The sequence below is a fragment of the Streptomyces sp. PKU-EA00015 genome (genome assembly GCF_013387495.1).
In the GTDB taxonomy this organism is placed as follows: Bacteria; Actinomycetota; Actinomycetes; order Streptomycetales; family Streptomycetaceae; genus Streptomyces.
This window is the reverse complement of the sequence record NZ_JABZEE010000002.1, coordinates 32,211-45,029: the sequence shown is the minus strand read 5'-3', so window position 1 is coordinate 45,029 and position 12,819 is coordinate 32,211. Positions and strand designations below refer to the sequence as shown.

The window sequence follows — 12,819 nt, the reverse complement described above, 5'->3', positions numbered from 1 at the left end:
TTCAGTGACCTCCAGTGTTGAGGCCGCCGAAGTTGTCCCTCCCTACTTGGATAACAGACCCGCTGTTACCAGTTGCCTGCTGGTTCACGGACCCGTTCTGCTCGTCCCTGTGGCGGCTCGCCAGGACAGCTAGGTCTTCAGCTGCCTCGGGGAAGTCCTCCACCAAGGTGATCAAACGGCGCTGCCACCGATCACGGAGCTCGTCCGGGTCGAGGATGTCGATCTGGGCCTGGTCGGCATCCAGCCGATTCAACTGCCGCTGCTCTTCGACCTCACCGCCACGGCGAAACACTCGAGCGGCAGCTGCTCGCATGGAGGACCAGCTGTCCTTGACCATTTCCCCCACCAGCGCAGCCGCAGCAGCACCTGCTACAGCAACGAGCTGTACCTGTTCACCCATGGCTCTGCCCCTCCCGTACATGCACCTCGCGTGATGAAGCACGCGACCGATGCAGAATGACAAGGGGGGATCCCACGTGAGGACGAACGGTAAAATTTGGCTGAGAACAGCTGGATTGCATCGCACTCCGGCGCAAACGATGCGCTACCCCATCCGGCACTAGAACGGGTGGATCTAGCTTCGAAGCGCGAACGCAGTTGCGCCCCTCCCTAGCGTCGGCAGAGCGCACTGAGCTGCGTAGGTTGGCAGGGGGCTTCGAACCTCGGCAGGGGATCCCGCCATGCGGGACAGGCGTTAGCTGGCACACGTGCCACACCCGTGGTTCCCCGTGATCAACTGCATCGTGCAAGCACGCCCATGATTGCAGGCGGGTAGACGCCTCGCCGGGGAGGCGGGCGATCCAACAGCGGTGCAGATATGAACCTGCCCGCAGGGCTGCAGTCGAGCTCGCGGCCTATACGTGGACCAAGACCGCGTGTAGGCGCTGCTACGTGACTCTGACCAGGACAGACACGTGGGACTCAAGGGGCCTCCGGAGCCGTGTGCGCAGTCCTGCCGGGGGCACCCTTGATGAGGTGCCCAAAGACCCCGCCACCAGTGAGAACGCTGAGGACGGGGTCTTCGCGTATGTGCAGGCGCCTGCCGCTCGGAGCGGGCGCGTGTCGGAGTCCGCAGATCCTCGACGTGGACGTCCCCTCAGCCGGCGGCTTTGGTGATGATGCGGTCCATCTCCTCCCGGCCGAAGGCCCGCAAGGTCGTGCTACGGACGTTGCCCAGCCCCCCGACCTGCAGGAGCACTGCGGTGGCGGTCTCGTCGTCGGGCGCCTCGACGACTGCCACGAGGTCGTACGGGCCGACGGTCCAGTAGAGGTTCAGGACCTTCACCCCGAGCTTCTGTGCCGCTGCGGCGAAGGCCTCGGCGCGTTGCGGGGTGTCCTTGTAGTCGCGGATACCCTGGTCGGTCCAGTTCAGCAGCGCAACAAATGTAGGCATGATCCTTTACCTCTGTGAGGAGACACAACACATCACGGTCAACTCTGGGCATGAGACGCGCAATGTGCATGAAAGGCGCATCTGAACGAGTGAGAGGAGCCATCACGCTTCCTCGAGCGGCAGGCAGCCCGTCAACACAAAGAGTGCGGCTTCCGCCACGGCTGCGTCACCACCGGCGGCATCCGAAGTGGTCGGGTTCGGAACTCGATTACGCGCCGGTCCCGTCCTTCAGCAGGCCCGGCACATCCGCGAACGAATCCAGCACATGGTCCGGTGTCCCGGACGCCGCCTCGTGTGTCTCCCGGCGGTACTTTCCCGTCTTGACCAGGACACCCGTCAGCCCGTTGCGTTGGGCTGCGAGGACGTCCGACTCGATGTCGTCGCCGACCATCAGCGTCTCGGAGGCAGCGGCGCCCACGCGGGACAGGGCCGTCGCGAAGAACGCGGCGGCGGGTTTGCCGATGACCTCCGCCTCGACGTCCGCTGCTCGCTCCAGGCCCAGCAGGAAGGCGCCCGTGTCGAGGGTGAGGCCCGACTCCGTGCGCCAGTAGAGGTTGCGGTGCATGGCCACCAGGCGGGCGCCCTGCCGGAGGTGGGCGAACGCACGGTTGAGGGACGCGTAGTCGAACTCGGGGCCCGCGCCGCCGACGACCACCACGTCGGCAGGGGCGGGGTCATCCGGCTCGATCAGGGTGACGCCCGCGAGGTCGTCGGCGATGTCGCCGCTGTTGAGCAGCAGACAGCGCGCGCCGGGAAAGTGCTCGGTGAGGTACACGGCGGTGGCGGCCGGCGCGGTGAGGACGTCTTCGGCGGCGACCGGGAAGCCGGCCTGCGCCAGGACCGTCGCGATGGAACTGCGCGTGCGGAACGTGGTGTTGGTGAGCAGCGCCAGCGGCACCCGGTGCTCACGCAGATGCCGCATCGCCTCGACCGCACCGGGCAAGGGCTTCCAGGACACGGTGAGCACCCCGTCGATATCGATCAGGACCGCGCCGACCCGTTCCATGCAACGACCGTACCGAGGCCGGCCTGCTCGGGCAGCTCGGCCGCCCGCCCCTCCTCGCCCGCAGCGCGGAGTCCAGGCCCGCACTGTGATTCATGCCACAACCGCGGCCCCGCCTCGCGCTCCTTCCGGGTTTCAGGCAGCTCCCGTACGGATGGCCAAAAGAAGCCCATCACTCCGTCACCCCGTGACCGAAAAGAGACCTGACGCTACCTAGCGGTAACAAGACGCAACGTGCCAGATTCCGCATGCCACCGGCCGGAGGCTCCCTCACCCATACGCCACACCCCCGTCGAGAACGACCGGAAATCGCTCTCTTCCGTGGCCAGCAGCAGGAGTTCGCCGTGTCTGGATTCCGTCTGTTCCGAGTGTCTTCTCCGGCCGCCCGCCGTCAGCGGTGGCTCCGGGCCGCCGTCGCCGGGCCGCTCGCCTTCTGTGGCCTCGTGGCCGCCGGCGCCGGGACCGCGCAGGCCGGGCCCGGGAGCGGGGCGAGTGCCATCGTGGCGCTCGGGGACAGTTACATCTCCGGTGAGGCCGGGCGGTGGCAGGGCAACAGCCTCACGAACACCGGCAGCAGGGACGGCACCGACCGGGCCTGGACCGGGACCGCGTACGACCCGACGCGGGTGTACGGGACGACCGCCGTGAACGGGTGCCACCGGTCGGACTCCGCGGAGGTGCGCAGCGCCACCGGGACGACCCAGGCGCTGGTGAATCTCGCCTGTTCCGGGGCGACGACGCAGAACGTCTTCCGGGCGTCCAGCGGGGGCACGTGGTTCAAGGGCGAGGCGCCGCAGGCGGACCAACTGGCCGCCGCGGCAGCGACGTACGACGTCAAGGTGATCGCGCTGTCGATCGGGGGCAACGACCTCGGGTTCGCCGACATCATCACGACCTGCGCGAAGGACTACATCCTCTACTACTCGTACTGCCACGACGATCAGCAGGACGTCGTGGACGCGAAGATCGACACCGTGATGGCGAACGTCGGCAAGGCCGTCGACGAGGTCCGCGCGGTGATGTCGGGGGCCGGATACGCGGCCTCCTCGTACCGGATCGTGCTCCAGTCGTACCCGTCGCCGATCCCCCGGGGCAGCGAGAACCGGTACGCGGAGAGCGGCTGGTCTCGGGTGAACACCGGCGGGTGCCCCTTCTGGAACCTGGACGCCGACTGGGCGCGTGACTCTCTGGTGCCGCAGCTCGCCGACCGGTTGAAGGCGCTGGCGGCGGCGAAGGGCACGCAGTTCCTGGATCTGCGGGACATGCTCCAGGGCCGCGAGGTCTGTGCGAAGGCCAGCCGCCTGGTGACCGCGACGCAGCCGCCGTCGGCCTCGGCCAGCGAGTGGGCGCGGTGGATCGACAGCGACGGCACGCAGGGGCCGGTGCAGGAGTCCGCGCACCCCAACTACTACGGGCAGCTGGCCCAGGGGCGCTGCCTGTCGCTGGTCTACGCGAAGCCGACGGGCGACTTCAGCTGCCGCAACACGGCCGGGACCGGGGCCTCGGGCATGTATCTGACCCCGTTGTCCTGAACCGGCCGGCGTCAGGGTTCAGCCGCGGGACAGCGTCCGCGACGGCTCACCCGTCACCGGGGACAGGTCGATGACGTACGTGTGTCGTTCGCCGTCGCCGTCGTCCGTCACCAGGCGGATGCGGTCGGGGCCGGCCCATGCGGCCTCCTCCAGCGCGTTGGCCGGGTCGTCACCGTTGAAGTGGGCTACCTGCCAGCGGCGTGTGGTCAGCCCCGTGCCCTCGTCCACGTAAACCTGCCAGAACGGGTCGATCAGGTCCGCCCCCTCCTCCACCACCAGGTGGCGGTCTGGGCGGCCGGGGGCCGGGGCGTCCTGAAGCGTCGTCGTGAAGGCGGATTGGGCGAGCAGAAGCGAGACGGGGCCGCCGAAGAGGACGGCGGCCGCGGCCAGTACCGAGACGACGACGCGTACGGCCGCGTGCCGGAAGCCCACGATCAGCGCCGCGGTCAGGGCGGCGAGGAACAGCCAGCCGAAGAGCAGCGGGTGGTCGAAGGTCCGCGCGAGCGCGAGCAGGCCACCCGGGTGTGCGGCCCAGTGGCCGACGGGCACCGCCGCCGCGCAGGCGGTGGCGGCTCCCACCAGGGCCCGGACGGTCGTTCGGCGGCGCCGGACTGCCGGGTCCGCCATGGTCTCCCCCATGGCGGAGAAGTATGGCAGGACGTCGAACGGCTCAGGCGTCAGGCGTTGGGCCGCTTGCCGTGGTTCGCGCCCTTCTTCTTGCGGGCGCGTCGCTTGTTGCCTCGCTTGGACATGGCGCATCTCCCTCTTTCGGGGCGTATCGGGCGCTCGTCAGTCTAGGTTCGGGCCGTGGCTGCCGCATCAGCGCCCGCAGCCCCGGCCTGCGCCTCCCGCGCCAGGCGCACCGGTGCCGGCGGCGCCGCGTAGGCCAGGCGGCGGTGGGTGCGGCGGAGCATGAGGCGGGCCATGAAGGGGTGGAGGCGGCGCACGACGGCCCAGTAGAGCCTGCCGCGCAGGTTGTGGATCCGGACGACGGTGGTGAGGGTGACCGCGTCGTCCTCGATCAGCACCGAGGCGCGGAAGTCGAGATGGCTCGCGTCCTCACCGAGCAGCAGTTCGCCCGGGGCGCTCTCCCTGACCTCGTACGGAAGGACATCACGCCAGGCGGCGGGGGCCGTGGGCATGCCGGGGTCGAGCGGGAGCTGCCAGGAGTCGGTGAAGTCCGGTGCGTCGAAGGCCCGTCGGGCGAGGACGGCCGCCGCCGGGAACACGACCGCCTTCGGCCGGTACCAGACGGCCCGCCGCATCAGGCGCGTCCAGCGGCTCCAGCGCGCGGGCCGCAGGGGCGCCTCGGGGGTGGCGGCGCGGACGACGTTGTCGAGCAGTTCCTCGATCATCACGTCGTGCATCGGGCGGATGACGAGCGACCAGAGCAGCGCCTGCCGGAGGTTCTGCTTCTGCTCCAGGACATGGGTGACGCGGCAGCGGCCGGCGTCGAGGGGCTCCACGGTGAGGGCGTGGTGGCCGTTCTCCGGCGGCGGGAAGTCGAACCGGATGCTACGGCCCGGCTCGTAGGCCGTGACCCGGTACTTCACGAAGCCGTGGCCGCCGTCGGCGCCGACGCCGAGCGGGCGGTCGAAGCGGATCGGCGGCCAGACGGGGCTCGGGCTCAACGGGTCGTCCGGCGACGAAAGGCGGTCGAGCAGGGCACCGACCACGTCGGCGGGGGCTTCGACGACGCGCTCGTGGACATTGCGTTCCGCGCGCATGGCACCTCCATACGGTGGCGTATGTTCAACCATACGGTAGCGTATGGACATGGTGCACGTGGAGAAAAGGAGCAAGCGGGAGCAGGGACGCCGGCGGCTCACCGCCCGCGACTGGGCCGACGCCGCGCTCGCCGCGATGGCCGAGCGCGGGCTCGCCGCCGTCGCCGTCGAGCCCCTCGCCGCGCGGCTCGGCACCACCAAGGGCAGCTTCTACTGGCACTTCACCAACCGCGAGGCGCTGATCGAGGCGGCTCTGGAGCGCTGGGAGGAGATCTGCACCGAGGAGATCATCACCGCCGTCGAGGCCGAGCCCGACCCGGAGCGGCGGCTGCGCACCCTGTTGCGGCAGGCGACGACGTCGGCCGCCGACGACCCGCTGGAGGTGTCGCTGCTCGCGACCGCCGCGCACCCCCAAGTGGCCGCCGTACTCGGCCGGGTGACGGAGCGCCGGGTCGGGTACGTGGCGCGGCTCTTCGAGGAGCTCGGGTTTCCGGCCGCGGAGGCGCGCACCCGCGGCCTGCTGGCGTACAGCAGCTACCTCGGACACACGCAGCTGGCCCACGCGGTGCCCCACGCCCTGCCGCAGGGCGCCGAGAGGGACGCGTACCTGGAGTCGGTCCTGGACACCCTGCTGAGGCCCTGAGGCGCTGAGGCCCTGAGAGCCGTCAGGCCGAACTGCGCCTGCGCGACGCCCTCTTCTTCGCCGCGGGCTCGGACGCCGTCTTGGACGCTGCCTTCTTGGTGGTCTTCTCCGTGGACTTCGACGTGGACTTGGCCGTGGACTTCGCCGTGGACTTGGCCGACGCCGTCTTCTTGGCGGTCTTCGCCGTGGACTTGGCCGCCGTCTTCTTGGCCGCCGTCTTCTTCGCGGCCTGCGACGTCGACTTCCTCGCGCCGGACGGCTTGGGCTCCCGCCGGCCCTTGATCGGCGTGACCTCGGCGACCTCGCCCTCCCCGCCCCGCGCCTCCTTCGCCGCGCGCACGCTGTTCTCCAGCGCCGCCATCAGGTCGATGACCTTTCCGCCGGCGCGCTCGGCGGACGGCTCCGCCTCCGGCGCCGTGACCCCGCCCTCCACCTTCGCGGCGATCATGGCCTCGACCGCCTCGCGGTAGTCGTCGTGCAAGGACTCGATGTCGACCTCGCCGAGGGTGTCCATCAGGGCGTCGGCCAGGTCGAGTTCGGCTTCCCGTACGGTCACGTCCGCCTCGGGCGTCACGCTTTCGGGGGCGCGGATCTCGTCGGGCCACAGCAGACCGTGCATGGTGATGACGTCGTCGACGACGCGCAGCATGCCGAGCCGTTCCCGGCCGCGCAGCGCGAACTTGGCGACGGCGACCTTGTCGCTGCGCTTGAGCGCCTCGCGCAGCAGCGTGTACGGCTTGGCGGCCGGCACCCCGTTGGCCGAGAGGTAGTAGGCCGCGTCCATCTGCAGCGGATCGATCTCGGAGGACGGCACGAAGGCGACGATCTCGATCGTCTTCGCCGTCGGCAGCGGCAGGGAGGCGAGGTCCTCGTCCGTGATCGGGATCATGACCCCGTCCGCGTCCTCGTACGCCTTGCCGATCTCGGCGTTCGTCACCTCCTTCTCCTCCAGCTCGCACACCTTGCGGTAACGGATCCGGCCGCCGTCGGCCTCGTGGATCTGCCGGAAGGACACCGAGTGGTTCTCGGTCGCGTTCACGAGCTTGACCGGGATGCTGACCAACCCGAAGGAGATCGCACCGTTCCAGATGGATCGCACGTTTTGTCCCTTCCATCCGGGATTCATGGGATTCTCATCGTATGACGCCGATCACGGAGGTGGATGGGCGGCGGCTGGCGCTCACCAATCTGGAGAAGGTCATCCACCCGGCCACCGGGACGACCAAGGGCGAGATCCTGCACTACTACGCCGTGACGGCCGAGGCGATACTCCCCCACCTCCAGGACCGTCCCGTCTCCTTCCTGCGGTATCCGGACGGCCCCGACGGCCAGGTGTTCTTCACGAAGAACCCGCCGCCCGGCACGCCCGACTGGGTGCGTACGGCCCCCGTCCCCCGGTCGGACGACCCCGGCGCCCGCCAGGTGGTCGTGGACGATCTGGCGTCGCTGGTGTGGGCGGGCAATCTCGTCGTGGAGTTCCACACGCCGCAGTGGCGGGCTGACCGGCCGGCCGTCGCCGACCGCATGGTGTTCGACCTCGATCCCGGCACCCCCGCCGGCGTCGCCGAGTGCTGCGAGGTGGCGCTGTGGCTGCGCGAGCGGCTGGCGGCGGACGGACTCGACGCGTACGCCAAGACCTCGGGCTCCAAGGGCCTGCACCTGCTCGTGCCGCTCGTGCCGACGCCGTCCGAGAAGGTGTCGGCCTACGCGAAGGCCCTGGCGAAGGAGGGCGAGGCCGCGATGCCGAAGCTGGTGCTGCACCGGATGACGCGCGCGCTGCGGCCGGGCAAGGTGTTCGTCGACCACAGCCAGAACGCCGCCGCCAAGACGACCGCCACCCCCTACACGCTGCGCGCCCGTGCCGAGCCCACGGTGTCGGCGCCGGTGACGTGGGAGGAGGTGGAGGCGCGGCAGGGGCTCGTCTTCCGCCTCGGGGACATCGCGGCGCGGCTCGACCGGTACGGGGAACTGCTCGGCCCGCTCACCGACCCGGACAGCGCCGGGCAGTTGCCGTGAGCGTGCCGAGACCGCCGCTGAAGGTCGCGGCGGCGGAGTCGGTGACCGTTCTGCCGCGCGGGGCGGGCCTGGCGTACGAGCCCAAGTTCGACGGTCACCGGATGGTCGTCTTCCGGGTGGGCGGGGAGGTGTTGCTGCAGGCCCGTTCGGGACGGATCGTCACGGCCGCCTTCCCCGATCTCGCCGAGGCGGCCGCGCGACTGCCGGACGGCACGGTGCTCGACGGCGAGGTGGTCGTGTGGCGGGAGGGGCGTACGGACTTCGCCGCCGTGCAGAAGCGGGCCGCGGCCACCGCGGCGCGGGCGCCGGGGCTCGCACGCAGGCTGCCCGCCTCGTACGCCGCCTTCGACCTGCTCGCCGAGGGCGGCGAGGATCTGCGGCGGCTCTCGTACGCCAAGCGGCGGGAGCGGCTGGTCGCCCTGGTGGGCCCGCTCGGACCGCCGCTCCAGCCGGTGCCGATGACGCTGGACGTGGCGGAGGCGGAGACCTGGTTCCGGACGCTGCCCTCGATCGGCGTCGAGGGGCTGGTGGTCAAGCGGCTCGACCAGACGTACCGCAGCGGTGCGCGGGCCTGGCGGAAGCTGCGGCACACGAGCAGCCGGGACGCGGCCGTGGTGGGTTTCACGGGCGGGGCGGCGCGTCCGGCGTCGCTGGTGCTGGTGCTGCCGGACGACGACACGCCCGTGGTGTCGAGCCCGCTGTCCCCGGCGCTGCGGTCCCAGGCGGGGGTCGCCCTGGCCGGGCGGGTGGGCGCCGGTACGGGCACGGCGGTCGCGGTGGGAGTGGGCGAGGTCGGCTACCGGACCGTCGAGGCGGGGCTGACCGCGGAGGTGGAACAGCGCACGACGCGGCACACGGTCACGACGGTGGTGCGGCTGCGGCTTCCCGAGGAATTGGATTAATCAAGTTTGACTAGAATCCCGGGAGGGCAGTAGCTTCAGGACGGATCGCATAGTCAAGTTTGAACAGTTGAGGAGACAGAGTGACGCGACTGCCCGAGACCGGATACACCCCGACCGCCGAGGAGCTGGCGAGCATCCACGAGTGGTTCGCCGCCTACGACGAGGCGAGCGCCGAGCGGGACGTCGAACGGATGGCGGACAAGGCCGTCTTCCCGCTCAACCTGGTCAGCGACGACTCGGCGGGCAACGGCGCCTCGGCACAGTGGGACCGGCAGCAGTTCGTACGGACGATGACGCACGTGATGGGCGACGGCGGCGACGACATCGCCTTCGAGTCGGTACGGACGCCGGTCTTCCTCTCCCCCGCCATGGCCGTGGTCTTCACGGACTCGACCATGACCATGGACGGTCAGACGCAGCAGCTGCGGTACGCGGACGTCCTGATCCGGCAGGACGGCCGGTGGGCGTTCCAGACGATGATGCAGGGCGGCTGGGGCGACAACCTGCGCTGATGCGGGGCCGCGCGGTGCGCGCGTTTCAGACGGCCAGCCAGGTGCGCCGGTCCCGTGCCGCCGCGTACAGCGCCTCGATGTCGGCCGGTTTCAGCACGCCGCCGAGCCGGGCCAGTGCGGGCACCTCGTCGTCCCGCAGGACGCGGATGTCCTGCGGGACGGACCGCTTCTCCAGCCGCGCGGCGCCCACCACGGCCAGCACCGGGCGCACCGCCGTGGCCAGCGCGTGGGCGGCGCGCTCGGCCCGGCGGCGCACCGCGCCCGCGTACCCGTCCCCCGGTCCGCGGCCGACCCGCACCACGGGGCCGAGGACACGGACCCGTGCGCGCTGCGCGGCGAGGACCTGCACCGCGAGCACCCCGCCGGGGCCGACGGCGAGGTGGTCGATGCGGTCGGCGCCCGGCAGCGGTACGCAGTGCACGGTCCGCCAGCCGGCGGACTCCAGCCGGTCCAGCGCCTCGCCCAGCCGCTGCTGTGCCGCGAGGTCGGCCCGGCGCGGGTCCCGGCGCAGCCGGGACAGGGCCGGCGCGGGCCTCAGGTCCAGCTCGGCGTGCAGTGCTTCGCCGGGGCGGTTGGGTGCGAGGTCGTCGTCGGGGTGGAGAGCGAGCCGGGCGAGGTCCGCCGGGGAGGGGACGGGCGGCGGGCCGACGGTGAAGTCGCCGGTGACATAAGAGGCCAGGGCCGCGAGCGCGTCATCCCTGTACTCCTCCAGAACCACACTGATCCGGCCGTTGTCAGGGTCGTACCAGGCGACCGTACGGCCGTCCGGAAGATTCACGTACAGCCTGTTACGGCCCCCTGACCGCGCGAGCGTCACCCGTATTCCAGGCATGGCACCACCACCCCTGACCATGGGATCAGCCATGGCGGCCGGGGGCAACATCCCGGCGTCCGGCAAGCGGCGTGATACCGGTCGCTTCGTCGGGGTCGTGGGGCACACTCTCCCCAGACAAGGACGGACGCAGGGTTCCGGGAGGGGGCAATGGTGTTCGCGGGGATCGAAGAGGTCGACTGGGCCTCTCTGGCGCACGCCTACGGCCCGGCAGTCGATGTGCCGGAGTTACTGCGCGGACTGGCCTCAGCGGATCCCGAGGAGCGTGAGCACGCGCTCGACGCGATGTACGGGTCCGTGCACCACCAGGGAGACGTCTACGACTCGACGCTCGCGTGCATCCCGTTCCTGATGGAGCTGGTGGCCGACCCCACGGTCGAGGACCGGGGCGGCATCCTGGAGCTGCTGACCAGCATCGGCGGCATCGACCTGGACGGCGACGACGAACTGGACCCGGAGGACGAGGAGTTCGAGGGGGCGGCGAACTACGCGATGGCGGCGTCGGCCGTGACGGCGGGCGCCGACGTGTTCCTGGCGCTGGCCGGGGACCACGACCGGGGGGTGCGGCTCGCGGCGCCGCTCGCGCTGGCGACGCTGCACAGCGATCCGGTGCGGGTGCTGGATCTGCTGCGGGAGAGGTTCGACCGGGAGACGGACAACGAGGTACGGCTGGCCTGCATCGACGCGGCGGGCCGGATAGCGATGCGGCACCAGTGCCTGACGCCCGACGTCGTCGCCTGGCTGATGACGATCGGCGGCCCGGCCTACTGCGCGGGCCTGCGGCTGGGTGCGATCGCGCAGGTCGCCCGCTGCGCGCCGGCGGAGCTGCCCGCCGACGTGGTGCCGTGGGTGACCGGCCTGTTGCGCGAACTGCGGGCGGGCCCCGTCGTGGTGGCCGCGGCGGCCGACACGACGGCGCCGCCGGTGCTGGGGCTGCCGCGCGAGATGCGGGCGGCGGCCGCCGCGAGCCGGGTGGCGCCATGGACCGCGGACCTGCTGCGGACCCTCCACGCCGGCCTGGGCGACCGCGTGGACGACCGGATCGCGCTGCTGGCGGACCAGTTGTGCAGCCCCGACCGGGGCCAGCGCATCGACGCCGTACGGATGAGCGAGGCGCTGCTGCGGACCCTGCGCGGCGCCTACGAGGAGCTGGTGGGCCTGATCGGCGAGCAGCTCGCCGACCCCGAGCCGCGGCTCGGGGACGCGGCGGCCTACGTGCTCAAGGGCCTGTTCCAGCTGGCGGAGCCGGCGGCGGACGCGCTGCTGGAGCGGGTGGCGGCCGATCCGCACGGCTGGGTGCGCGAGTGGGACGCCGGGCCGCCGACGCTCGGCTCGGCCGTCATGGCACTGGTGCGGGCGGGCGACGCGCGCATCGTGCCCGTCCTGGCACGGATCCTGGAGCGTGGGGAGGCACCGGGAGACCTGGGACGGTCGCTGGACCGGCTCGGGACGGCGGCCGCGCCGCTCGGACCGGCGCTGTGCGACCGGCTCGCGCGCGTGGCGCTCGACAACACGCTCCACGAACAGGCCGGGCCGCTGCTGCACGGGCTGTCCGTCCTCCGGGCGGCCGACACGCTGCCCGAGGCGGTGCCCGCCGTGCTGCGGGTGCTGCGGGACGCTCCCGCGCACCGGCGGGAAGGGGTGGTCGAGTCGGCTCTTCGGGCGCTGACCGCCTTCGGCCCGGCCGCGCGCGAGGCCGTGCCGGAGCTGCGCCGACTGGTGGCGGGACCGCACGCGGGACGGGCCGGCGACGCGGGACTGCCCGCGGCGCTGGCCGCGAGGGCCGCCGGTGCGCTGTGGGCGGTCGAGGGCGACGCGGACGCGGTGCTGCCGGTGCTGTGCGCGGTGCTGAACGGGCCCGACCCGGGGGCACGGCGCACGGCCGCCGCCGTCCTCGGCAGGCTGGGCCCGGCCGCAACACCGGCCGCCCATCTGCTCGCCGCGCTGCTGTGGTCGGCGGAGCCGTGGACCCGGGTCGAGTCGGCAGCGGCGCTGTGGCGGGTGACCGGGGACCCGGGCCGGGCGTGGCCGGTGCTGCGCCGGGCCTGGGGCGAACTGCCGCACGCCCGGGTGCCGGTCGCGGCGGCTCTCGCGGAGATGACGACCCGGGGCGCCGAGGGCGCGGACCGGCTGGTCGACCGCGAACTGCTGTCCGTACGGCGGCACAACGCGATCGACGCGGGCGCGGACGGCCATGACATCTTCACGGACGAGAGGCTGCTGGGCCTGTGCCGGCAGGCGGTCACGGGCGGGCCGTGA

The 12,819-nt window shown here is 71.7% G+C and carries 14 protein-coding genes; 6 read left to right on the top strand and 8 right to left on the bottom strand.

Translation table 11 applies throughout. From position 1 onward, the window contains the following. Window position 1: 1 nt before the first annotated feature. The 3 genes from HW130_RS01850 to HW130_RS01840 all read right to left on the bottom strand — a co-directional run bounded on the left by HW130_RS01850 (window position 2) and on the right by HW130_RS01840 (window position 2,399). Window positions 2-400: a hypothetical protein gene (locus HW130_RS01850; protein ID WP_177147568.1), complete on the bottom strand. Its 399-nt coding sequence runs from the start codon at window positions 398-400 to the stop codon at window positions 2-4. A gap of 696 nt (window positions 401-1,096) precedes the next feature. Next, window positions 1,097-1,393 carry a GYD domain-containing protein gene (locus tag HW130_RS01845; protein WP_177147567.1) on the bottom strand — a complete coding sequence of 99 codons (297 nt, stop codon included), beginning with the start codon at window positions 1,391-1,393 and terminating at the stop codon, window positions 1,097-1,099. 208 nt (window positions 1,394-1,601) lie between these two features. Continuing rightward, window positions 1,602-2,399 carry an HAD-IIA family hydrolase gene (locus HW130_RS01840; protein WP_177147566.1) on the bottom strand — a complete coding sequence of 266 codons (798 nt, stop codon included), beginning with the start codon at window positions 2,397-2,399 and terminating at the stop codon, window positions 1,602-1,604. 341 nt (window positions 2,400-2,740) lie between these two features. Between HW130_RS01840 and HW130_RS01835 the strand changes: the two genes are divergently transcribed. Beyond that, window positions 2,741-3,928, top strand: a complete 1,188-nt coding sequence (locus HW130_RS01835; protein ID WP_375256499.1) for a GDSL-type esterase/lipase family protein — start codon at window positions 2,741-2,743, stop codon at window positions 3,926-3,928. 18 nt (window positions 3,929-3,946) lie between these two features. Here the strand turns inward: HW130_RS01835 and HW130_RS01830 are convergent, their stop codons facing one another. The 3 genes from HW130_RS01830 to HW130_RS01825 are packed head-to-tail and all read right to left on the bottom strand — an operon-like array spanning window position 3,947 to window position 5,655. Next, entirely contained in the window at window positions 3,947-4,567 is a 621-nt protein-coding gene (locus tag HW130_RS01830) for a hypothetical protein (RefSeq protein ID WP_177147564.1), read from the bottom strand. A gap of 38 nt (window positions 4,568-4,605) precedes the next feature. Beyond that, window positions 4,606-4,680, bottom strand: coding sequence for a 50S ribosomal protein bL37 (locus HW130_RS36915; RefSeq protein ID WP_373297613.1), 75 nt, complete (start codon window positions 4,678-4,680; stop codon window positions 4,606-4,608). A 42-nt stretch (window positions 4,681-4,722) separates the two neighbouring features. Beyond that, window positions 4,723-5,655: a DUF2867 domain-containing protein gene (locus tag HW130_RS01825; protein ID WP_177147563.1), complete on the bottom strand. Its 933-nt coding sequence runs from the start codon at window positions 5,653-5,655 to the stop codon at window positions 4,723-4,725. 49 nt (window positions 5,656-5,704) lie between these two features. On the opposite strand from HW130_RS01825, the gene HW130_RS01820 reads away from it, so the two are divergent. Then, window positions 5,705-6,298 (top strand): TetR/AcrR family transcriptional regulator, encoded by a 594-nt coding sequence (locus HW130_RS01820; RefSeq protein ID WP_177147562.1) that lies wholly within the window; start codon window positions 5,705-5,707, stop codon window positions 6,296-6,298. A 22-nt stretch (window positions 6,299-6,320) separates the two neighbouring features. Here HW130_RS01820 and HW130_RS01815 read toward each other — a convergent pair whose 3' ends face one another. After that, window positions 6,321-7,397 (bottom strand): Ku protein, encoded by a 1,077-nt coding sequence (locus tag HW130_RS01815; RefSeq protein WP_177147561.1) that lies wholly within the window; start codon window positions 7,395-7,397, stop codon window positions 6,321-6,323. A 41-nt stretch (window positions 7,398-7,438) separates the two neighbouring features. On the opposite strand from HW130_RS01815, the gene ligD reads away from it, so the two are divergent. The 3 genes from ligD (at window position 7,439) to HW130_RS01800 (ending at window position 9,728) form a co-directional block, all read left to right on the top strand. Beyond that, complete coding sequence (gene ligD, locus HW130_RS01810; protein WP_177147560.1) at window positions 7,439-8,314, top strand: non-homologous end-joining DNA ligase; 876 nt, start codon at window positions 7,439-7,441, stop codon at window positions 8,312-8,314. Beyond that, window positions 8,311-9,216, top strand: coding sequence for an RNA ligase family protein (locus HW130_RS01805; RefSeq protein ID WP_177147559.1), 906 nt, complete (start codon window positions 8,311-8,313; stop codon window positions 9,214-9,216). The genes ligD and HW130_RS01805 overlap by 4 nt, the downstream gene beginning before the upstream one ends. Before the next feature lie 80 nt (window positions 9,217-9,296). Next, on the top strand, window positions 9,297-9,728 hold the full coding sequence (locus tag HW130_RS01800; RefSeq protein WP_177147558.1) for a nuclear transport factor 2 family protein: 432 nt from the start codon (window positions 9,297-9,299) through the stop codon (window positions 9,726-9,728). A gap of 25 nt (window positions 9,729-9,753) precedes the next feature. Here HW130_RS01800 and HW130_RS01795 read toward each other — a convergent pair whose 3' ends face one another. After that, complete coding sequence (locus HW130_RS01795) at window positions 9,754-10,560, bottom strand: nuclease-related domain-containing protein (RefSeq protein WP_177147557.1); 807 nt, start codon at window positions 10,558-10,560, stop codon at window positions 9,754-9,756. A gap of 153 nt (window positions 10,561-10,713) precedes the next feature. On the opposite strand from HW130_RS01795, the gene HW130_RS01790 reads away from it, so the two are divergent. Then, window positions 10,714-12,819: a PBS lyase gene (locus tag HW130_RS01790; RefSeq protein ID WP_177147841.1), complete on the top strand. Its 2,106-nt coding sequence runs from the start codon at window positions 10,714-10,716 to the stop codon at window positions 12,817-12,819.

Coding starts and splice junctions, on each gene's coding strand:
- HW130_RS01850 (WP_177147568.1), bottom strand. CDS start 400: ATGGGTGAACAGGTACAGCTCGTTGCTGTAGCAGGTGCTGCTGCGGCT.
- HW130_RS01845 (WP_177147567.1), bottom strand. CDS start 1,393: ATGCCTACATTTGTTGCGCTGCTGAACTGGACCGACCAGGGTATCCGC.
- HW130_RS01840 (WP_177147566.1), bottom strand. CDS start 2,399: ATGGAACGGGTCGGCGCGGTCCTGATCGATATCGACGGGGTGCTCACC.
- HW130_RS01830 (WP_177147564.1), bottom strand. CDS start 4,567: ATGGGGGAGACCATGGCGGACCCGGCAGTCCGGCGCCGCCGAACGACC.
- HW130_RS01825 (WP_177147563.1), bottom strand. CDS start 5,655: ATGCGCGCGGAACGCAATGTCCACGAGCGCGTCGTCGAAGCCCCCGCC.
- HW130_RS01820 (WP_177147562.1), top strand. CDS start 5,705: ATGGTGCACGTGGAGAAAAGGAGCAAGCGGGAGCAGGGACGCCGGCGG.
- ligD (WP_177147560.1), top strand. CDS start 7,439: ATGACGCCGATCACGGAGGTGGATGGGCGGCGGCTGGCGCTCACCAAT.
- HW130_RS01795 (WP_177147557.1), bottom strand. CDS start 10,560: ATGCCTGGAATACGGGTGACGCTCGCGCGGTCAGGGGGCCGTAACAGG.